Here is a 21,658-nt window from a genome sequence, read left to right as displayed (position 1 = left end):
AACAAATGCACGAAGACGACCTGACACTGGCATTACGCCTTGCACACGAAGCAGGCGAAATCTTGTGCAAGCACTGGTCAAAGCGTGGGCAGCTTGACGTTACAACAAAACGCGCGGGTGATTTTGTGTCACAGGCCGACCGCGCCGCCGAAGAGCATTTGCGCCAGGGCTTTGCGCTTGCGCGCCCGAACGATAGCTGGCTGGGCGAGGAAACTGGCACTGCGGGTTCCGGCGCGCGCCGGTGGGTTGTGGACCCTTTGGACGGCACCACCAATTTTCTGCGCGGAATAGGGCATTGGGCCGTGTCGGTCGCCTTGGAAGACGCGGGCGAACTCACGCTGGGCGTGGTGCATGACCCGGTTCGGCAAGAAACATTCGCGGCACAGCGCGGTGCAGGGTCCACCCTGAACGGCCAGCCCATCAGCGTGGCCAATACCGACAGCCTGCCACCTGCGTTGTTTGGAACAGGCATTCCGTTCGGGGGTATGGACCATATCGACGACCACGCAGCCGATATCGCGCGATTGATGCCGCACTGCGCTGGTGTGCGGCGGATGGGCGCGGCATCGCTGGATTTGGCGTATGTCGCCGCCGGGCGGCTTGACGGGTTCTGGGAGCGACGCTTGCAGCACTGGGATATCGCCGCGGGCCTTGTATTGTTGCGCGAAGCAGGCGCGCAGGTCGAAGGCTGGACCAGCACCGAGCGCCCAGAGCAGACCGGCACGGTGATCGCCGCCACCCCAGCACTATTTCCTGCATTCGCCACCTGCCTGCGCGGTCAGTAGGCCAGTTCAGTCCTGAACAACGCGCGCAAATATATCGCCGGAAACAGCATCGGCAGGCAGTCCGGCCAGCCATTCACGCATGGCGGCACCATTGCGCCATTCGGGCCAGAGGAACTTTGCATCCTCACCAACCACAGGGTTGAACTTGTAGCGGCCCAATTCCTCTATCCGGTCCAGCACCGCAAAGCTCAGGTCAGGAAATCCCGGCAAGAACTCCACCGATAGCATCGGCACCGGACGCGACAGGCCGGACAACACTTCCAGCTCAAACCCCTCAACATCTATCTTGATATAGCTTGGCAGGCCATAGCGCTGGATCAGCCCATCCAGCGTGACCATCTGGACACGCTGCACGCTGTCCCATTGCACATGATCAAACCCCGGCGCAGTGGCAGCACCAGCAACAAATTTCGACTGCATCGACGACACAGTGGGATGGCGCGAAGAGACAGCCATCTCTGCAACAGCATCAGACCCGCCGACAGCAGATTCAAGCAAGGTGATATCCTTTGGTAAGGTCAGGCGCAGATAGCTTGCGAATAGCGATTGCGGCTCCAGCGCGATGACCTTGGCCCCGGCCTTTCGCATGGCGCGCGCGCGTGTGCCCACATGTGCGCCAACATCGAATACCACATCCCCCTCACACAGGATTTGCCCGTAAAACCTGCGCCACCCGCGTATGGTCGCAGGATTGTGATAAATAATCAATGATCTGGCAAGGCCCAGCCAACGGTCCATCTGGTCAACCTTTCTTGCGGTTTTGTTGACAGATAGCGCGGGCGCATCCCCAGCCAATGCCACGGATGCACCGCAGTGCCGCGCGACTGACTTGCCTTGGACTATACCGGGCTACATCCAATCACGCTTGGCAAATTCGGGAGCATTATGCTGCAATCGCCATATGTTTCGGACGGATCCAGGGCGGTAACAGCCCGGCGAAGGGCGCTGCAAGCGTCTGCTTCCATGCGCACGGCTTGCGCAGTGTCGAACACCTTCCCCAATCCGATGACCTATCCCGGAGACGATCTGGAATGACTGATCTTGCTCTCTGGTGTCTTGGCCCCGGACAGGCCGATTTGCGCCCCTGCGCCGAGGGCGAAGGCACGCTGGTCGAGATGCTGTATTCCGGTATCAGCCGGGGCACCGAACGGCTGGTGTTCGAAGGGCGCGTGCCAGCCTCCGAGCAGACCCGGATGCGCGCGCCTGCGCAGGAAGGAGATTTCCCGTTCCCGGTGAAATACGGCTATTGCGCTGTGGGCCGCGTGCTGGAAGGATCGCTTGCAGGACAAACCGTTTTTGCGCTGCATCCGCACCAGTCGCGCTTCCGGCTTCCTGATTCTGCGCTGAACCTGTTGCCCGACACTTTGCCGCCCCATCGCGCCGTGCTTGCAGCCAACATGGAGACGGCGCTGAATATCCTTTGGGATAGTGGTGCAAGCGCTGGCGACAGAGTCGCGGTCATCGGTGCTGGTGTCGTGGGTCTGCTGGTCGGGTATCTGGCCGCACGCCTGCCGGGCGCGGATGTGACGCTTGTAGACCTGAACCCGGAGCGCCGCGCCATTGCGCAAGCGTTTGGCTGTCAGTTTGCGCAGCCCACCCATGCACCGCGCGAATGTGATGTGGTCATCCACCTCTCTGCTAGCGCAGAGGGTCTTGCGCTTGCGATCGACTGCGCCGGACGGGAGGCGCGTGTGGTCGAGGGCAGTTGGTATGGGGCAGGTATAACACCAGTCCCGCTTGGTGGCGCATTCCACAGCCGTCGATTGAGGGTCATCAGCTCTCAAGTTGGCGCGCTTCCATCCCACCGCGCGGTCAGGTGGAGCTATGCACGCCGCATGGCAAAAGCGCTGGAATTGCTGTGTGATCCCGCGCTGGACGCGCTGATTACCGGCGAAACAAAGTTTACCGACCTGCCCGCGCATTATGGCGCGATCCTGTCTGATCCCGCCACATTGTGCCACCGCATCCGCTACGCCCCATAATCAAGGAGAACCAGATGTTCGCTGTCGAAGTTCGCGACCATATCATGATTGCCCATTCCCTGCCCTCGCCCGTGTTTGGCCCTGCTCAGGGAATGCACGGCGCGACATTTACTGTCGATGCTGCCTTCATGACCGAAAGCATCGACCAGCACGGCCTTGTTGTGGATATCGGTCTTGCGACCGATGCGCTGGCACAGGTTCTGGCACCCTTGCGCTACAAGAACCTTGATGAGGTGCCCGAATTCGAGGGCAAGTTCACCACCACCGAGTTTTTGTGCCACCATATATTCGAGCAGATGGCAACCCGCGTGCGCGCAGGCCAGTTGTCGGATGCAGGCCGTGTGCTGCGGTTGCGCATAACCCTGCATGAAAGCCACACCGCCCGCGCATGGTATGAAGGGGACATCTGAGGGATGGGGTTTTCCGCCGACTGGCTTGCGCTGCGCGAACCCGCTGATCTGGCGGCGCGAGATGCGGCGCTCTTGCGCCACGCGGCCAAGCTCGCCGGGCCAGAGCCGCTGATTGTCGATCTTGGCTGTGGCACCGGTGCGACCCGGCGCGCAATGGCGCAGCATTTGCCCAAGGGCGCGCGTTGGCGTTTCGTGGATAATGACCCGGACCTGCTGGCGCATGTGGCTGCCGGGTCGGACCAGTATACAGAAGTGGTCAAGGCAGATCTTGCCGCAATCGACAGCTTGCCACTGGATGGCGCGACACTGGTCACCGCTTCGGCCCTGCTGGACCTTGTTTCAGAAGGATGGATACACGCGCTTGCCGCCCGACTGCGTACCCCATTCTATGCAGCGCTTAGCTATGACGGCGTGATGCGCTGGGCTCCGGACGACCCGGATGACCGCGCGATTACAGACGCGTTCAACCACCACCAGCAATCCGACAAAGGCCTTGGGCCAGCCCTTGGGCCAAAGGCGGCAGCGCGCGCGACACAGGTGTTCAGCGCAGCGGGTTTTATCGTGCAACAGGCCCAAAGCCCCTGGCAGCTTGGCCCCAAAATGACCGATCTGCAACAAGCGCTGACAAGCGGCATCGCGCAGGCGGCGGCATCGGCCGGCAGTTCTTGCGCCGAGGATTGGGGCCAGAAGCGGCATGACGCTGCAAGCAACACGCAGTGTGTTATCGGCCATTTGGATATTCTGGCCATCCCCAAAAGAACGCATAACGAGGTCGTCCATGCTATTCGTTGACGTGACACCGCGGGTCTGGGCACGGATTCTGGACATCAGGCAGGGGCGCGCCTGCGCCTGTTGCGGGAGCTGGGACAAAGGCGAACGCGCCGCGCTGGACCTCTATGGCCCGCTTGCACGGCGCGATCTGGGGCCAGTCACAGTTGGCCAAATTGGCCAATCGCTTGACGGTCGCATTGCCACAGTCACGGGCGATGCCCGCGATGTATCGGGTCCAGACGGGCTGGCCCATTTGCACCGGATGCGTGCGCTTGTTGACGGTGTGGTGATCGGGGTGCGCACGGCATTGCACGACTCCTCCCGCCTGACGGTCCGGCTATGTGACGGCCAAAACCCCGCCCGGATCATCATCGACCCGCAAGGCCGCTTGCCCGATGATGCACCTGTCCTGCGCGACGATGGCACGCGACGTTTTGTTATTCAGGCGACAGAACGGCCCCGCGCGCGCGGTGTGCAGGTCATCCGCCTTGCCCCCAAAAAGGGGCAACTGGACCCTGCCGAGATTTCTGCAAGGTTGCGTGACGAGGGTCTGCACTCGCTGTTGATCGAGGGCGGCGGCATCACCATCGCCCGGTTTCTGGAGGCGCAGTTGCTGACCCGCTTGCAAGTTGCAATAGCGCCGCTGCTGATCGGCGGCGGGCCGCAAGGTCTGACCATGCCTTCGCCCAGCGAATATCTGTCAAACGCACTTCGCCCACAGATGCGCGCCTTCTCTCTGGGGTCAGACGTGGTGTTTGATTGCGGCTTTACCCCAGCCGCTGCTCAGGCACAAAAACCCGTCCATGCCACGCTCACACCGCGCCAGCCATCATACCATTGACGCAAGAGCCTTGCGCCAAATACACATCAGGTCACCGGTAGTCTTCCCCACCTGACGCATGGTTCCTGCGCCCTATGCGATGCTTTCACGAGAGGCGGATATGCGGGACTATCCCGCCGCTCGATTGTTCTCTGCACGGAACAAAGGCCGAAGGCCGCCGTGCATCGCCGGGCCGCCCCCTCGGCACGGCGATTTGGCTGCCACCAGCGCAACGATCTGGTCTTGCGCGGATTTGGCCAGAATAAAGTGCTACAGATTCAACCGTGGAGCGCCGCACCGCGGCCCGACGCTGCACGGCTTGTCGAAACCAACCACCCTCCGCAACGCCCTCGAAGCAGTCATCGGGTATCTTATGTCAGGCGGCGAACAGTAGAATGAACACCCGATGGTCTGCATTGCTCCGAGATCCAGGGTGCGCAGAGATACCCCCCTACCGGGTCAGGACCACATCTTCACGAATGTTCAGCCCTTTTTCGACCGCATCAATCAGATATACAGCGACATCTGCGCGCGAAATAAGACCGTTCCGCCAAGTTGCAGGATCGCTCAGGACCCGCGTCGCGCCCGAGGCAGGGCGATTTGTCAGAATGACAGGGCGTGCGATTGTCCAGTCCAGATCACTTTGCGTGATCAGTTCTTCCTGCCGGGACTTGTCAGCGTAAACCCGGCCAAGAATAGCACCGTGGCCCAGCTTTTCGATGCTGCTCATCGCAGCGCGGCTGCGGCCTGCGCCAAATCCGGTCACTGCGACCAGCCGGTGCACCCCCGCGTGCTTCATCTGCTCCAGAAGCAGCGCAGTCGATCGCGAAAACAAGGTTTCTTCTTCCCACAACATGGACAGACGCTCTGTAATGCCCAGCGCATAAATCACGCAACCGACCCCTTGCAATGCAGCGCCAATGTCATCGGTATTCAGCGCATCGCCCCGCCACCGTTCCAGATGGGTGGCCTGATCCAGCTTATCCGCGCCGCGTGCAAAGGCGCGCACGCTGTGTCCCCGGCGCAGGGCTTCGTGCATCGCAAGCTTGCCAATCCCAGAAGTCGCACCAAGAACAAGAAAAGGTTGGGTCATTTCAGCCATTCCGATTTGCTTCCAACAGACAGAACCGGGCAGATGCCCGGCCACGGCCCTTTGCGCTCAGGCATCCAACGGAGCCACATTCAACGCCCGCGCATCAGGTTTCAGGCGACGGGTCAACGTGGCAATATGTTCAGGGCCAATTTCACAACATCCACCTACAATCGCGGCACCTGCTTTCACCCAGTCTTCGGCAAAATCCGCATACCGATCAGGGCCGATATCCTCTCGGGTTGTCAGAAGATCGGTTGTTGCGCCGATGGTATTAAATCGCGGGTCGATCTGCGTGAACCCATTTGCATAGGCCCCAAAAGGTATGCCAAGCTGCGCAATAATAGGCAGGCCCTGCGATACGGCCTCGGGGCGCGCGCAGTTCAGAAGAACACGCTCTGGCAGGAATTCTGCGACAAGAGGCGCAATGTCTGACAGGTTTTCACCCGAACGAAGGCGCGTTCCATCTGCGTCGCTGACACTCAGTGCCAGCCAAACCGGCTTACCGGCTGTTTTCGCACCCATCAGCCCGCCGCGTGCCTGATCAATCGAAGACATTGTTTCCAGCAACAACACATCCACGATACGCGATTGCAGTGCAGCTATATGCGCGTAAATCTCTGCCGCCTGCTCGGGCGGTGGGGCAAGGTCCGGCCTGTAGGAAAACCCAAGCGGCCCAAGCGAACCGGCCACCAGCCCGTGCCCAGCTTCATCGCGCGTTTCAGCGGCAATGCGGCAGGCGGTTTCGGTCAGTTCCTCAAGCCGGTCCTGCAAACCGAAAGCAACGAGTCTGTCGGGCAATAGGGCATAAGTATCTGCTGTCGCGACTTCGGCACCCGCCGCGAAGAAATCCTGATGGACCGCGCGCACAAGATCGGGGGCATCCAACAAGGCTTGCGTTGACCACAGTGGCGTTGCGCGCCCTGCGCGACGCACCAGCTCCTGCCCCATACCCCCGTCCAGGATTGTGAGTGTCATCTGCTTACTCCATCCGCGCATATGAAGATCTAGCCAGCATGGGCATAGCGTCAAGCTGTAGGCCGGCTGGCAAACGAACTATGCAGGTTCGGGACCCAACAGTTGTAACATGCGTTCGGGGTAGTCGGTAATCACGCCATCGACACCCATTTCCGTCATTGCAATCATGTCTGCTACCTCATTCACGGTCCAGACATTCACCGCAAGACCAAGATCATGCGCTTGCGCCAGACGTTCGGGGGTCAGATCGCGGAAATACGGGCACCAGCACTGCGCACCCTGTGCCGCAATAAGGCGCGGCAGGCTGCCTGAATGATCCGACAGGCGCAAGCCATCCATCCAGGGGGAGCCATCGAAGATCGTGCACTCTTCGCCCGGTTGCTCATAACTTAGATACCCGCGCGCGACCTCGGGCGCAAACGCGCGCACTGCGCCAAGCACCCGCCAGTCAAAAGACGAAATCACGCAAGGCTGCTGGATCCGCTGATGCGCAAGTGCGTCAAGAACAGTCTTTGCCAAGATCCGTGGCGGATCACCCAGATCATCACGATGGGCGAAGGATTTGATTTCGATATTGATGTATAACGCAGGGTCTTTGACGGCCCATTCCAGAAACTCTGACAAAAGGGGCACGCGGGCCCCGTCGCGCGCACGCTGGTCGGGGTAGCGTGTGCCATAGGCATGGTCCGGGCGCAGCCGCCCGACATCATAGCGGCGCAACTCCTCGGCGCTCATTTCAATGATCTTCGGCCCCGGAGCATCGAGCCAGTTTCCAGCCTCATCCCGGGCCAGTTGCATCGGAATAAGGGGGTCATGGATGACAACGGGCACACCATCAGCGGTATTCTGAACATCAATCTCAACCCCGGCGACACCGATCGCGCGTAGGTAGCTGAAACCTTCCTGCGTGTTTTCCGGCAACACACCGCGCGCGCCGCGATGACCGTAGACAAGAGGCCGCCCTTCAGGCCGCCGGAACGTATTTGACATAACTGCCCTTTCGGTCGCCTGACTGACCACCAGCGCCGTCAGCCTGTCGCAGATGCCCCTGCGTCAGCTAAAATGTCAAGCAGGCACAGCTTGTCTTCATCGCGCAATCAAACTGCACGGCGCTTAATTTCCTTGCATGGTGGCTTTTTTTGCAACATGCCGACGAAAGCCGTCATCTTGCATCTTGAGAGCGTTGTAAAACCAGACTATTTTGGCTATCTGTGGTTGTATGCTCAAGACATGTTCGAATTCTGCAGAAATTTTGTTCGAGTCCTTTTTGAAATCACCCTGTACCCGCATTATTGAAAGCGGTCTTTTATGGTAACTGGCGTCATTGAGAAACTTGTTTCCCGAATATCATTTTTATTTCGGGATCAACGCACGGCGAAGTCCTTTCTGGATACGAGAAGGTTGACCCGCGCAGGCAAGCGCAACGTGCAACTGATCTGCGATACAGGATTGATCATCGCGTCATTCCTGCTTGCAGTCATTCTTCGTGACGAAGGCTTGTCTCTTTTGTCAAACCCCTGGGTATGGGGCGCATTTCTGCCCACAATCCCGGTCATTCTTGGCATCTTCAACATCTTGGGCCTGTATCGGGCAGTGTTGCGCTACATCACCGGCGCTGTAATGCCCATCATCATCCTTGGCGTAGCCGCAGGGGCGATGACCATGATCGGCTTGAGTATTGCACTTGGCGTGCAAATTCCTGTCGGCTTGGTGCTGATCCATGCCATGCTTGTCCTGCTATCCGTCAGCGGAATGCGTTTCTGGATCAGAGCGCATATTCGCAAGCCATCATTGCAAGACCGCAAACCCGTGGTCGTATACGGTGCAGGCCATGCAGGCCAACAATTGGTTGCCGCGCTGAACCTTGGCATGGAATACCGGGCCGTTGCCTTTGTGGACGATGATCTGCGCCTGCACGGTTCCACAATCAATGGCGTTCCGGTGCACCCTGCGTCTGATCTGCGCACGATCACCGCGCGCTGGGGTATTCGAGAGATTCTTTTGGCGATCCCAAGCCTGAACAGACGGCGTCGCAGCAGGGTTGTTTCGCGCCTGGAAACACTTGGGGTCGAAGTCAAGACCATTCCGGCCATGGGGGATCTTGTCTCCGGTCAAGCGCGCTTTACAGATCTGCGCCCGATCATGCCGGAAGATCTGCTTGGACGTGATCCTGTTCCCCCTAAGCCCGAACTTATGAAGCAGAATATCACCGGCAAGGTTGTTCTGGTGACTGGTGCGGGGGGCACGATCGGATCAGAGCTTTGTCGCCTGATTGTCGCCCATAAACCAGCAGCACTGATCTTGCTGGATGTATCTGAATATGCCTTATATTCGATCACGACCGAACTGCGCGACAGCTTGGACACAAAATCAACGCATATTGTGCCGGTGATGGGGTCCATCCAGAATCCGGGCCGCATGCGCGAAATCATGCACCAGTTCAAGATACAGACGATTTTTCACGCCGCCGCATATAAACATGTGTTGCTGGTGGAAGAGAACCTGATCGAGGGGGTCCACAACAATATATTCGGAACCAAAGTTGTCGCCGAAGCCGCCGCAGAATGCGGTGTTGAAAACTTCACTCTGGTTTCAACCGACAAGACCGTGCGTCCGACAAATATCATGGGTGCAACTAAACGCATTGCCGAACTGATCTGTCAGGCGCTGGCGCAGACGCAGGATACATGCACGTTCTCGATAGTGCGCTTCGGGAATGTTCTTGGCTCTTCGGGTTCGGTTATTCCGCGGTTTCGCGCCCAGATCGAACATGGTGGCCCGGTGACGGTCACACACCCTGATGTCACGCGCTATTTCATGACTATTTCAGAAGCTGCGCAGCTTGTCATTCAGGCAGGCGCGATGGCGCGCGGCGGCGACGTTTTTGTTCTGGATATGGGACAACCTGTACGCATATTGGATTTGGCGAAATCCATGATCAGATTGCATGGCATGGTTCCTTACCTTCAGAGCGAGGCGTCCCAGACAGATGCGGAAACCGGCGATATTGCTATCCAGATTATTGGGCTGGGTCATGGAGAGAAACTTCATGAAGAATTGCTTATCGCAGGCAACCCACAACCTACTGCGCACCCGCGCATTCTGACGGCTTCTGAATTCTCTATGTCGCCAGCCAAACTTGAGGCTCTGCTCAATGAAATCTGGGCGGCTTGCAAAGCTTTCGATGCCGGGGCCGTTCAGGAAATCTTGCTGCATGCACCTGTGCTATATCATCCGAAGACACGCGAAATTCATGATATAATGTGGCAATCAAAGGCCAAGCAATCCTCCAAGGCACATCTGCAATTGGTTGCCTCAAATCAGTGATAATTCACATTCCAAATTGCAAAACGTCCTGCGCTGACAGGTTTGCTTTGGTATGTGTTTCTCTCAGCGTGGGCAGGCCCGCACCATTTAGGCCCGGCGACGGTCATTTCGGAAGCATTTGACCGGCCGTCAAAACGACTTTCCAGTACAAAAATATGTTCAACGCGACAGAAATCTATCGCAAGGCCAAGGACTGAAGGTCTGGAAATACCGCTGACACAAGCTAAAATCTAGTTCTCGACTAGTTGCGCGCATTGAAGCGTCAGAATGCCGGTAGCAATTTACATGACTGGGCACTGCAAAAGGAGAAACCACCTGTAAAGGGTCGCGGCCGACAAAACGTTTGGGATACGAGCGTATCATGAACTGCGCCAGCAACCTGTTTATCGAACCGACTCTTTCCAAAAACATGGGAGTAAACACACATGACCCAATTTGATCTTTCGCGTCGGCATTTGCTGGCAATGGGGCTTGGTGGCGTCGGGGCCTATGCCTTGGGTTCACGCGGGCTTATGGCGCAACAAAATCAGGTTGCCTTGCAACTCTCCTGGCTTCATTCGGTACAATTCGCGGGCAGCTATATTGCGGATGAGCGCGGCTTTTGGGAAAGCCGTGGTTTGTCTGTGCGGCTGGATGCTGGTGGACCGAACGCCCCGGTAGAACCACCTGTTGTGACAGGGACCGCATTGGTGGGTATCTCTGCTGCTGATTATACTGCGGCGGCAGTGCAGCAAGGCGCGCCGTTCCGCATTATAGGCGTGGCCATGCAGAACAATCCATTCGCAATCGCATCGCTTCCCGATAACCCGGTCAACACACCCCAAGACCTTGAAGGCAAGCGCATCGGGATGCCCCTTGCAAATATGCCAGTGCTAAGAACGCTTGCAACATTGAACAATGTCGATATCGACGCGATCGAGGTCATCCCGACACAATATGATGCAGCGCCCCTCGTCGCAGGAGAGGTGGATTGCCTGTTGTGCTGGTCAACTGATCTGCCGGTTGCCATGTTCGTGCGCGGCATAGACAGCGTGACCATGTTGATGGCGGATTTCGGCTATACGCTGCATTCACAGACATATATCGCAACTGAAGACAGTATTGCCAACCGCCGTGCAGAACTGGTTGCCCTGATGGCAGGCGAGGTTGCAGGGTGGAATGCCTACCGCGAAGACCTGGACGCCGCCACCGACCTGACCTTGGCGCGTTTTCCTGATGCAGGGCTGGACCGCCCTACGCAAATCGAACAAGCGCGGCGTCAAGTGCCGCTCATGTTCTCGGACCTGACCGATGCGCAAGGCTTTGGCTGGTTCACCGAAGAAACAGTCGCCCGCAATATCGAGACATTGGCTTTGCTCGATATGCCGGTAGAGCCAGAGTTGTGGGACAGATCAATCCTAGAAGAGGTTCATGGCTAGCCCTGCCATGACCCGGACCGGCCCAGAAATCCGCTGCACCGATCTTGCCAAGAATTTTGGCAAGGGAGCGACGTTGCTGGAAGCTGTCGCGCCACTCTCGCTGTCATTCGCCGCCGGCCAAATGACTGCACTGGTTGGCCCATCGGGCTGTGGCAAATCTACAGTGCTGCGTATGATAGCAGGGTTGGAGCAGCCCAGCGCGGGCCAGATTTTACTTGGTGGCCAGACCCCGCAAGACATGCAGCGCCAAGGCGCGCTTGCAATGGCGTTTCAGGATGCCTCGCTTCTGCCGTGGCGGTCGGTGCGTGGCAATGTCGCCCTTGCGCGCAAATTGGCGCGACTGCCCGGCGATACGGCTGCGGTCGAAGACATAATCGCGCGTGTGGGTCTGTCAGGGTTTGAAGATGCGCGCCCCGCCGAATTGTCGGGCGGCATGCGCCAACGGGTCGCTATTGCGCGCTGTCTGATCACGCAGCCGCGCGTGTTGTTGCTGGACGAACCATTCGGCGCTGTGGACGAATTGACCCGCGCAAGGTTGAACCTTGAACTGCCCCCCCTGTGGCAGGCCAGCGGCACCACAGCGTTGATGGTCACGCATTCGGTACGCGAAGCCGTTGCACTGGCAGACCGCGTGCTGGTCTTTTCCAGCCGCCCCGCGCGGGTTGTCGGGGACATTGCCATCCCTGCCGAAGCGCGCAGCGACACGGCGCTGCAAGGCGCACTGGTAGAACAGGTCAATGCCGCTCTGGCGCAAGGCTGGTCGGACCACGCCGCACACGCGCAGCCTTGGGCCGCGCAATGACCCCTGCTCTTCGCCTGCCCTTCGTCCCTGAACCAGTATTTCGACAGATGGCGGCCATGCTGGTCACACTGGCCCTGTGGCAGCTGGCCGCGATGGGACTGGCAGGCCGCTACATGCTGGCCGGGCCTGTAGAAGTAGTGCAGCACATCTTGCAGAATTATGGCCTGCTAAGCCGTGCGCTTTGGGTCACGTTTCAAAATGCGGCCTGGGGGTTCGTCGCGGGCAATCTGGCGGCAATCGGGTTGGCGCTGATTGTGGCGCTGGTTCCACAAACCCGGATGCTGGTTGCAGCGCTGGCCCTTGTCGTGTTCTGCCTGCCGCTTGTGGCGACAGGGCCGATTTTGCGCGTCCTCTATGGGCCAGGGCCGGGGCCACAGATCACGCTGGCCGCATTGGCGGTGTATTACACCACATTCATTCCACTACTGGTCGGGCTGCGCGCGGCCCCTGCAAGCTGGTTTGACCTGATCCGCCTGTATGGGCGTGGGGCCTGGACCGTGTTTGTGCAAGTGCGGGTCATGGCATCGCTGCCCTATCTTCTGGCGGGTTTGCAGATCGCGGCGCCAGCGGCTTTCCTTGGCGCGATGGTGGGCGAGTTCACAGGTGCAGATCGCGGCATAGGCGTTCTCGCGCTACGCGCCATGCGCGGACTGGACGTAGAGGCCACATGGGCCATTGCCCTGATCGCAGCGGCTGTGTCGATGCTGGCCTATGGTGCGATAGGTCGTATCACAAGGACGAAGGCCGATACGCAGCCCGAGATGCTGATGGCCGTGAAACCAGAACCCTCAGCGCAATTGGTGTCGGCGCGCGTATTTCGCATTGTCATGCTCGTTGCGTTGACAGCCGCGCTGGTCATCGCGCTGTGGTGGGCCTTGATGGAGATATTCGCGCTCAATCGCTTTTTCGCAAAACGCCCGGATGATGTCTGGCGCTATCTGGTCACCGCGCCAACAGCGCAGGCAAACCGCGCCGTGCTCTGGGCCGCGACCTCTGCCAGTCTGGAATACCTGATTCCGGGCTACCTGGCTGGCCTCGCACTGGGGGTTGCCGGCGCGCTGGCTCTGACCCTCGCACCCGCGCTTGGCAGCGGGGTTTTGCCTGTGGCGATCGCGCTACGCTCGGTTCCGATTGTCACCACCGCACCACTTATTGTTCTCGCGTTGGGGCGCGGTGCGGCAGGAACGATCACGATTGTCGCTGTGATGACCTTTTTCCCGGCGCTTGTGGCTTGCCTGCAAGGGTTGCGGCAGACTCCGGGACAGGTTCTGGATGTCATGCGCCTTTATGCCACCAATCCTGTCACGCGCTTGTGGTATGCGCAAATACCAGCAATGCTGCCTGCTTTTTTCGCGGCTGCGCGCCTGTCGGTACCTGCGGCAATTCTGGCAATAACAGTTGCTGAATGGCTGGCAACAGGGCGCGGGCTGGGGGCGCTCATGGCGCTGACCGCTTCAACCTCGGATTACAATCTTCTGTGGTCTGCCATTGTTGTGGTCACACTGGGCGCGTGCATCGGTTATGGGCTGGTCAGCATGGTTGAACGTGCCGTGCTGGTCCGCGTGGCCCCGGAACAATTACGAAACTGAAGGAACCAACCCATGCGACCAGAGGCCGCTTTTGCCATTCCCGGCAATATCCAGACCCGCACGGGCGGATATATCTATGAACGCCGGATGCTGGAAAGCCTGAACGCGCTGGGCCAGCCCACCCGTCATATCGAACTGATGACCTCTTGGCCCCACCCAACACCCGAGGCAGAGAACGATCTGGTCGAGAAACTTGCCGCATTGCCAAAGGGCATGCCGCTTATTCTGGACGGGCTGGTTTTCGGGGCAATGGACACGGCCGTTCTGGCTGCGCAAAACCGCCCCATCATCGCAATGCTACATCACCCGCTTGGGTTGGAAGCGGGCCTTACCCCCGAACGGGCTGCTGAACTTCTCGAACGCGAGGCGGCCAATCTACGCCATGCCGCGCATGTGGTTGTCCCCTCACCCCACACCCGCGATATTCTGGTTCGGGATTTCGGCGTCCCCGCAGCCAGCATCTCGATTGCGCTGCCGGGGTTCGACCGCCCCACCTTGCGCGCCACACCCAAAGCCTGCCCGCCGCTTATCCTGTCCGTCGGAATAATCTGCCAACGCAAAGGGCACGACATTCTGCTGGATGCCTTGGCACAGGTGGCGCATCTGGACTGGCAGGCCGTAATTGTCGGCATGGTCCACGAGGCTGACGTTCAGGACAGGCTTTTACACCAATGCGCGCGGCTGGGGCTGGAGGGACGCGTTCGCTTCACCGGCGTTATTCCCCCCGAAGACCTGGACCAGCTTTACCAGCAAGCCAGCATTTTTGCACTGGCAACCCGGTATGAAGGGTACGGCATGGTCCTAAGCGAGGCGCAGCTTTACGGACTGCCTGTCCTGTCTTGCGCTGTGGGCGCGGTCCCGCAAACCGTGCCACCGAGCAGCGGCATATTGGTGCCCCCCGACAACGCAGATGCATTTGCCAAATCACTGGCAACCCTGTTGCAAGATGAGGCGCTGCGCCAGTCATATGGCGCGCAAAGCGCAGTGATTGGGGCGCGGCTGCCGCAGTGGGAAGATGCGGCGCGCATCATGCAGGGGGCATTGCAAAATGCACAATCAACAACCGTGCCAAAATAGTCTTTTGCGGCAAACGCTTTCCCTTGTCCCCATGCACCGGGCCGCTATCCTGTGGCACGGATTGGCAATGAAAGGGACAAGGCTTTGCAAGCATTCGGCAAGTCGCAAGGCGGCACCCGCCGCGAGGATATCCGCTTTCTGACAGGCAAGGGCCAGTATCTGGCCGATATCCTGCCAGCGGATTCGCTGCATGGCGTGTTTCTGCGTGCCCCTGCTGCCCACGCCCGGATCACCACCCTCGATGTCAGCGCCGCGCGGGACATGCCCGGGGTATGCGCGATATGGACGGCCCGCGATCTGGATGCTGCTGGAATAACCGGGTCTGTTCTGGGTGTATCATTGCCGGACCGGCGCGGTGGCAAGGGTGCGGCCCCGAAACGCCCGATCCTTGCAGATGGCATTATGCGCCATATAGGCGAGCCTGTCGCGCTTGTTGTCGCCCAAACACAAGCACAGGCAATGGACGCAATAGAAGCCATAGAGTTGGATTTCGAAGAACTGCCCGTCACACTTGCCCTCGAACCCGGCGGGCCAACCCTGCACCCGGAAGCGCCCGACAATGTCGCGCTGGACTGGGACTTAGGCGATGAGGCCGCGACACAGGCCGCTTTTGAGAATGCCGCGCATATCACCCGCCTGACCGTGCGACAAAACCGCGTTACCGCCGCCAGTCTGGAACCCCGCGCCGCGCTGGCCGAATGGGATGGCACGCGGCTTCATTTTGCCTTCAACGGCCAAGGCGTTTGGACCATGAAGCGCGAATTGGCCAAAACGCTGAACCTGGACCCTGAACAGGTGCATGTCACCACGCCCGATGTGGGTGGCGGATTCGGGATGAAGGTCATGGTCTATCCCGAACATCTGGCGCTAGCAGGCGTTGCGCGGGCTTTGGGTTGTGCGGTCAGCTGGGTCGCCGAACGGGGTGAATCTATCGCGTCAGATAACGGCGCGCGCGATCTGACCAGCACTGCCGAAATGGCCTTTGACGCCGACCACCGCATCATCGGCTACCGCGTGGAGTCACGGTTCAATCTGGGGGCCTATAATTCGCAATTCGGCCAGAACATTCAGACCGCGCTGTTTTCCAAGGTGTTCACCGGGGTCTATGACATTCCAACCGCGCATCTGCATGTGCAGGGCATCTACACAAACACAACGCCGGTCGATGCATATCGCGGCGCAGGTCGGCCAGAAGCGATTACCCTGATCGAGCGCACCATTGATATGGCCGCGCGTGAATTGGGGCTGTCCCCGTTCGACCTGCGCGCGCGCAACTTCATTCGGGCAGACAGCTTTCCCTATCAGACCCCGGCAGGCGAAACCTATGATGTGGGCGATTTCACCCGCCTGTTGAACCGCGCAAAAGAGCTTGGCGATGTGGCTGGCTTTCCGGCGCGCAAGGCCGAAAGCGCTGCGCGTGGCAAGTTGCGCGGTCTTGGCCTGAGTTATTATATCGAGGCTATACTGGGCGATGACACCGAAGGCGCCACAGTAGAGTTCACGCCCGAAGGTCGAGTAAAGCTCTATGTCGGAACGCAATCGAACGGTCAGGGGCACGAAACGGTCTATGCGCGCTATCTGGCTGGGCTGACAGGGCTGGATGAAGGCTTGATAGACATCGCGCAGGGCGACAGCGACCTGATTGCCAAGGGCGGCGGCACAGGCGGGTCGCGCTCTGTCACTGTGCAAACCACAGCCACACATGGCACTGTCGAACAGATGGTCGAGGCGTTCAGCCAGTTTCTGGAAGAAGAAATTGGCGCAGGGCCGGTCAATTTCGACGATGGCATTTTTTCCACGCCCGGATCGAACCAGCGCCTGACTCTGATCGAGGCGGCAGATCTGGCCCGCAAGCGCGGTGCGACAGAGTTGCTGCGGCATGAACGGCGGGTCAAGCTGGCGGGGCGGTCCTATCCCAATGGCGCGCATCTGTGCGAGGTCGAGATAGACCCCGAGACAGGCGCGCTTCGTCTTGATCGGTTTCTTGCGGTCGATGATTTCGGCAATCTGATGAACCCAGCGCTGGCGCAAGGTCAGGTGCATGGCGGTGTGGCGCAAGGATATGGTCAGGCGGTTCTGGAAGAGGTGGTATTCGATGACCAGGGCCAATTGCAAAGCGGCAGTTTCATGGATTACGCCATGCCCCGCGCCAAAGATTTCCCCATGATCAGTTTTGAAAGCGTTCCCATTCCCTCAACCGGAAACCCGCTGGGGATAAAAGGATGCGGCGAGGCAGGAACTGTGGGGGCGCTGGCGGCATTGTCCAACGCGGCCCTTGATGCGCTTTGGGATAGCGGCGTACGCTCGGTTGAGATGCCTTTGACACCGCAGCGTGTATGGTCGTGGTTGCACCAGCAGGACAAGTGACTACCAGAGTTCAAATCAGGCGACCTGATCCAAGTTTCATAGCTAATTGATGGAGTTTCTAAAATAATCTTCAATTTTAGGGCGTAATATTACTTAATATTTCCCTTATAGGTTGCATTTTTTATGTTTTGGAAATGACACGAAACGCATATAAATTGGCCCACTCAGTAACACTAAACCGGCAAACACCTCAGAATTCGTCAAGTTCCAGTAACTTTACTGATCAAGATCATCAGTGTGAATTTTCTTTATAAATCAGATACGAATCCCCTGTGGATTAGAAGAAATTGACAGATTTCAGACGAAAAAGTGGCGTTTCCAATCATGCAACAAACTATTTCTCACAATCGACTCTCTAATTATTTGTGATATTTCATTGCCTTAGCTTTTATGCATGAAAAAAATTACATTTTCTCAAACTAAAGAGATTTTGCTAAACAAGGTTAACGGGAATGCGGCGCCATTTCGTCACAGCGCATAATGCGCTTGAGCAACATTGGATAGCAAACCATGAGATACGAGAAGATCGACATGCAAAGAGATTCCGTGAGTGTTTTCCACTCGGGTACTCGTGTGCATATGCCGGAAACTCCGCCATGCGGGGGGCATATCAAGCGGTTGTTCGATCTTGTATTTGCGTCTTGCGCGCTCATCATCCTGTCACCGCTCATGATTGGCGTGGCGCTGATGATCCGGCTGTCTGATGGTGGCCCTGCGTTTTTTGGACACACCCGCGTTGGTTATAATGGCAGGTCTTTCACCTGCCTGAAATTCCGCAGCATGAAGCCAGATTCTGACGCAGAGTTGCAGCGTCATCTGGCCAGAAATTCAGCCGCGATGCGCGAATGGCAGACTTTTCGCAAGGTTCGAGATGACCCCAGGGTCACCCCTTTGGGCCAGCTTCTGCGCAAAACCAGCATTGATGAGTTGCCGCAGCTTTTCAACATATTTGCAGGCGACATGAGCGTTGTCGGGCCGCGCCCGGTCCCATCTGTCGAATTGCAGAAATACGCGTCGTCACGGCGGCACTACCTGCGCAGCCGGCCCGGTCTGACGGGCTTGTGGCAAGTCAGCGGCCGAAGCGATCTGTCCTATGAAAGGCGTGTCGCGCTGGATCGTTATTACGTCACCCACCAGTCGTTGGGGCTGGATATCTGGCTGATCTTGAAAACCGTCGCCGTCGTGATGGGGCGCAAGGGGTCTTACTGACCTGACGCAATGCGCAGCCAAGGCACTCAGGCACGAAGCCAACGCTTCCGTGTCGCAGCCAGCGGATGCGTGATCTGAAATCATACGCCGGACTCTTGGCCGTGACATCGCGCCACAGATCAGTCTGAGCCCGGCAGGAGTGCAGAAAAATGACAGCGGCACCCCCGCAAACCCATCTACGCAAAGGCCAAACCGCAATATGAACCTGCAAGCCTCGACCTCAAGCGCCAATACCCGCGTATCCGACACGCGAGAGGTCTGCGCGTTGGCCTCCAGGGCACGGGGTCAGAAGGCAATCTTCGGGTTTGGCTGGTCGGCGCTGAATTCCGGGTCAGCCATGCTGATTGCTGCGATGGTGTTCGTCATCACATCGCGGCTGCTTGGGCCCGAGGTATTCGGAACCGTGGCGCTTGCCATCTCTGTTATTACCTTCATCGGCTGCGCCGCGCCCAGCGCCTTTGGCGAGGCCCTAATCCAGCGTGCACAGATCCGCGAAGAACATCTGGACACTGTATTCTGGCTTTGCATGGCGGCGGGCGTGGTTTTGTATGCCCTGATCGTGATGCTGTCCGGCGTGGTCGCAGAGCTTAGCAGCCAACCCATTCTTGCGTCACTGTTGCCCTTTATCGGGCTGAAACTGGTGTTCGACCTTGCCGCGGTCGTGCCTCAGGCCTTGGTCATCCGACAAATGCAGTTCAAATATATCGCCGCACGCACGGCCATCGGCAACAGTATTGGCGGGCTCGTCTGCGTTGCGATGGCGCTTAACGGTTATGGGCTGTGGGCACTGGCGATGGCGCCGGTCGTGACCTCTCTCGTGTCGCTTGTGATCCTGATCTGGGCTGCAAACTGGCGTCCGAAACTGCAATTGCGCAGGGACGCGCTGCGCGACTTGTGGCGGTTCGGCATTTTTTCATCGGGCAATCACAGCTTGCATGTCATCAATCTTGACCAGCTCATTCTGGGCCTTCTGGCTGGACCGGCGATGCTGGGCCTTTACTTTATGGGCAAACGGCTGACCGAACTTCTGTCCGGCCTTAGCGCACAAGCGCTGTATCCGGTCTGCACGGTTTTCTTCGCGTCTATCCAGACACGCCCGGACCAACACATCCCGGCATTTCAAAACGCGATGCGCGTCTCGACGCTGCTGGCCTTTGCGCTTTTTGGCGGACTGTTCCTGCTGGCCGAAAGTGTCATTCCGCTTGCGCTTGGCAGCCATTGGCAGCCCGCCATCCCCGCAGTCCAAGCATTTGCCGTCATCGGGTTCCTTGGTGGATTACGGGTTGCCGTATCATCGCTGGCAAACGGGTTGGGGCGTGCGGATATCTGGTTTGCGTTTGAACTGCTGCGCTACGCGCTTGTGGTAATCGCCATCGTCGCACTGGTCAGGCAGGGGCTGGAAGCGGTCATGCTGGGCATTGTCTTGGCCAATCTCGCCGTCATTCCCGGATGTTTCATCATTGCCCGCAAACTGACCGGTGTTTCGGCTGCGCAATATCTTGGCGTGCTTGCGACACCGCTTTTCGCCACGGCGGCAATGGCAGGCGCAATTCTGCTGATGCCGTTACTTCTGTCGGAACAAAACCCGGTACTTGTGTTGTTACTTCAGGTCTTGGCGGGCAGCGCAGCCTATCTTCTGACTGCGTTCAGCCTCTCTGGTCACGAAATAAACACTTTAAAACAGACTTTTAGGGAGGGTAAAGCACATGACTGACCCGAAAGTGACGAACGAGGTTGCAGGCGACACCATCGCGGACCACCAGCGGATTTCGGTCATCATGGCCAATTTCAATGGCGAGGCCCATATCACTCCCGCCATTCGATCCGTGCTTGAACAGACGCATCATAACCTTGAGCTGATCGTCAGTGACGATGGCTCTAGCGACGAAAGCTGCTCTATCGTCCGCGCCACTATGGCGCAGGATCGTCGGGTCCGGCTGATCGAATCTGAAACTGCCGCCTGTGGGCCTGCAACGGCGCGCAACCGCGCGCTGAACATGGCAACAGGCGACTGGGTTGCGATCGTCGATGCCGATGACATCATCCACCCCGAACGGCTGTCGCGCCTTTTGCATTGCGCCGTCACACTGGAAGCAGACCTTGTCGCAGATGATCTGATCCATTTCGGCGACGGTGCCAGCCAAAACCACAAAACCCTGTTGCAGGATCTACGCCTGAAACACCCCAAAGAAATTGACGCCGCTGCGCTTGTGTCGGGCAATCTGGATGGGTGCAAGAACATTCAGCTTGGTTATCTGAAACCGCTTATCCGCAAGGCCGCTTTGGGCGACTTGCGCTATGATGAAGGGCTGCGCATTGACGAGGATCACGATCTTTACCTGCGCCTTCTACTTGCAAATGCGCGCTTCACCCTGATCCCGGATGCGATGTATCTGTATCGCCGCCACGCTGGGTCCGTTTCATACCGCTTTGATGAAACAAGCCTGCGCAAGATGATTGCTGCGCAAAGTGCCTTGCTCAACACACTTCCGCGGACCCGCGAACCCCTGAGGAGGGCGGTTGAAAACCGCGTGAAGCACCATGAATTACAGCTGAAATACATTCGTTTGGTCGAAGCCCTGAAAGCGCGTGACACAGTTTCCGCGATGTCACAGATGATGCGTCATCCGCGCTGTGCGCCGCTGCTGATACAAAGTCTGATAGAGCGAGGACGCCGCAGCAGACGCAAACCCTCGACAACGCGTCAGTGCAAGAAGATCGTGCTGTGTGCCCGGGGTCATGTTCGGCAAGCCGACTATCCCGATTACACAATCATCCATGTTCCCGATGCACCGGGCACCGGCTACACGCCCTCAGCCGCGCGCATCTGGGCAGAGTTGGCGGCACTGTCAGACAATCATGATCTGGACATCCTCGCATATGGCCGCGCGGGCCAATTTGCTTTGGGTCTGGTGCCGGCTTTCAAGACTGCCCAGCTGTTCAGTGCGGGTGGCGAGAAGCTGACCCTGCATGCAACGGGCGGTCACGGCGCGACGACACAGTCTTTTGGCATCTGTGCCGAAGGGGCATGAC

18 protein-coding genes are annotated in these 21,658 nt (G+C 58.4%); 14 read left to right on the top strand and 4 right to left on the bottom strand.

The genetic code is table 11. The annotated features are described in order from the left end of the window. The first annotated feature begins 5 nt into the window (after positions 1 to 5). Positions 6 to 785 carry an inositol monophosphatase family protein gene (locus tag EV660_RS15810; RefSeq protein ID WP_071480004.1) on the top strand — a complete coding sequence of 260 codons (780 nt, stop codon included), beginning with the start codon at positions 6 to 8 and terminating at the stop codon, positions 783 to 785. A gap of 6 nt (positions 786 to 791) precedes the next feature. On the opposite strand, the gene EV660_RS15805 is transcribed toward EV660_RS15810, so the two are convergent. Further along, entirely contained in the window at positions 792 to 1,523 is a 732-nt protein-coding gene (locus EV660_RS15805) for an FkbM family methyltransferase (protein WP_071481946.1), read from the bottom strand. A 293-nt stretch (positions 1,524 to 1,816) separates the two neighbouring features. Here EV660_RS15805 and EV660_RS15800 point away from each other — a divergent pair, with 293 nt between their 5' ends. Genes EV660_RS15800 through EV660_RS15785 form a run of 4 tightly spaced genes read left to right on the top strand, consistent with a single transcriptional unit; the run spans position 1,817 to position 4,789 of the window. Beyond that, complete coding sequence (locus EV660_RS15800) at positions 1,817 to 2,767, top strand: zinc-dependent alcohol dehydrogenase (protein ID WP_071480003.1); 951 nt, start codon at positions 1,817 to 1,819, stop codon at positions 2,765 to 2,767. A 14-nt stretch (positions 2,768 to 2,781) separates the two neighbouring features. Continuing rightward, positions 2,782 to 3,177: a 6-pyruvoyl trahydropterin synthase family protein gene (locus EV660_RS15795; protein ID WP_071481945.1), complete on the top strand. Its 396-nt coding sequence runs from the start codon at positions 2,782 to 2,784 to the stop codon at positions 3,175 to 3,177. A gap of 3 nt (positions 3,178 to 3,180) precedes the next feature. Further along, a complete protein-coding gene (locus tag EV660_RS15790) occupies positions 3,181 to 3,969 on the top strand; it encodes a class I SAM-dependent methyltransferase (protein WP_071480002.1) in 789 nt (262 codons plus the stop codon). After that, positions 3,956 to 4,789: a RibD family protein gene (locus EV660_RS15785; RefSeq protein ID WP_071480001.1), complete on the top strand. Its 834-nt coding sequence runs from the start codon at positions 3,956 to 3,958 to the stop codon at positions 4,787 to 4,789. The genes EV660_RS15790 and EV660_RS15785 overlap by 14 nt, the downstream gene beginning before the upstream one ends. A 430-nt stretch (positions 4,790 to 5,219) precedes the next feature. On the opposite strand, the gene EV660_RS15780 is transcribed toward EV660_RS15785, so the two are convergent. From EV660_RS15780 to EV660_RS15770, 3 genes are all read right to left on the bottom strand, one after another. Next, a complete protein-coding gene (locus EV660_RS15780; protein ID WP_084635072.1) occupies positions 5,220 to 5,861 on the bottom strand; it encodes an NAD(P)-dependent oxidoreductase in 642 nt (213 codons plus the stop codon). A gap of 66 nt (positions 5,862 to 5,927) precedes the next feature. Next, a complete protein-coding gene (locus tag EV660_RS15775; RefSeq protein ID WP_071479999.1) occupies positions 5,928 to 6,836 on the bottom strand; it encodes a homocysteine S-methyltransferase family protein in 909 nt (302 codons plus the stop codon). A 78-nt stretch (positions 6,837 to 6,914) separates the two neighbouring features. Continuing rightward, positions 6,915 to 7,826, bottom strand: coding sequence for a glycerophosphodiester phosphodiesterase family protein (locus tag EV660_RS15770; protein WP_071481944.1), 912 nt, complete (start codon positions 7,824 to 7,826; stop codon positions 6,915 to 6,917). A 411-nt stretch (positions 7,827 to 8,237) separates the two neighbouring features. Between EV660_RS15770 and EV660_RS15765 the strand changes: the two genes are divergently transcribed. The 9 genes from EV660_RS15765 to EV660_RS15725 all read left to right on the top strand — a co-directional run bounded on the left by EV660_RS15765 (position 8,238) and on the right by EV660_RS15725 (position 21,657). Continuing rightward, a complete protein-coding gene (locus tag EV660_RS15765) occupies positions 8,238 to 10,163 on the top strand; it encodes a polysaccharide biosynthesis protein (protein WP_246028980.1) in 1,926 nt (641 codons plus the stop codon). 425 nt (positions 10,164 to 10,588) lie between these two features. Next, on the top strand, positions 10,589 to 11,581 hold the full coding sequence (locus EV660_RS15760; RefSeq protein ID WP_071479998.1) for an ABC transporter substrate-binding protein: 993 nt from the start codon (positions 10,589 to 10,591) through the stop codon (positions 11,579 to 11,581). Next, positions 11,574 to 12,383, top strand: a complete 810-nt coding sequence (locus tag EV660_RS15755; protein ID WP_232727346.1) for an ABC transporter ATP-binding protein — start codon at positions 11,574 to 11,576, stop codon at positions 12,381 to 12,383. Before EV660_RS15760 ends, EV660_RS15755 begins: the two co-directional genes overlap by 8 nt. After that, entirely contained in the window at positions 12,380 to 13,972 is a 1,593-nt protein-coding gene (locus tag EV660_RS15750; RefSeq protein WP_184409765.1) for an ABC transporter permease, read from the top strand. Before EV660_RS15755 ends, EV660_RS15750 begins: the two co-directional genes overlap by 4 nt. Before the next feature lie 12 nt (positions 13,973 to 13,984). Next, positions 13,985 to 15,049, top strand: a complete 1,065-nt coding sequence (locus tag EV660_RS15745; protein ID WP_071479996.1) for a glycosyltransferase family 4 protein — start codon at positions 13,985 to 13,987, stop codon at positions 15,047 to 15,049. Positions 15,050 to 15,133: 84 nt separating this feature from the next. Beyond that, complete coding sequence (locus tag EV660_RS15740) at positions 15,134 to 17,416, top strand: xanthine dehydrogenase family protein molybdopterin-binding subunit (protein WP_071481941.1); 2,283 nt, start codon at positions 15,134 to 15,136, stop codon at positions 17,414 to 17,416. A 546-nt stretch (positions 17,417 to 17,962) separates the two neighbouring features. Next, positions 17,963 to 18,625 carry a sugar transferase gene (locus tag EV660_RS15735; RefSeq protein ID WP_232727347.1) on the top strand — a complete coding sequence of 221 codons (663 nt, stop codon included), beginning with the start codon at positions 17,963 to 17,965 and terminating at the stop codon, positions 18,623 to 18,625. A gap of 199 nt (positions 18,626 to 18,824) precedes the next feature. Beyond that, positions 18,825 to 20,339: a lipopolysaccharide biosynthesis protein gene (locus EV660_RS15730; protein ID WP_071479995.1), complete on the top strand. Its 1,515-nt coding sequence runs from the start codon at positions 18,825 to 18,827 to the stop codon at positions 20,337 to 20,339. Continuing rightward, positions 20,332 to 21,657, top strand: coding sequence for a glycosyltransferase family 2 protein (locus tag EV660_RS15725; protein ID WP_071479994.1), 1,326 nt, complete (start codon positions 20,332 to 20,334; stop codon positions 21,655 to 21,657). Before EV660_RS15730 ends, EV660_RS15725 begins: the two co-directional genes overlap by 8 nt. The last annotated feature ends 1 nt before the right edge of the window (position 21,658 follow it).

The organism is Roseinatronobacter bogoriensis DSM 18756 (assembly GCF_004366635.1).
Lineage (GTDB): Bacteria > Pseudomonadota > Alphaproteobacteria > Rhodobacterales > Rhodobacteraceae > Roseinatronobacter > Roseinatronobacter bogoriensis.
Note: the sequence above shows the minus strand (reverse complement) of the source record. Positions and strands in the feature narration are given on the sequence as shown.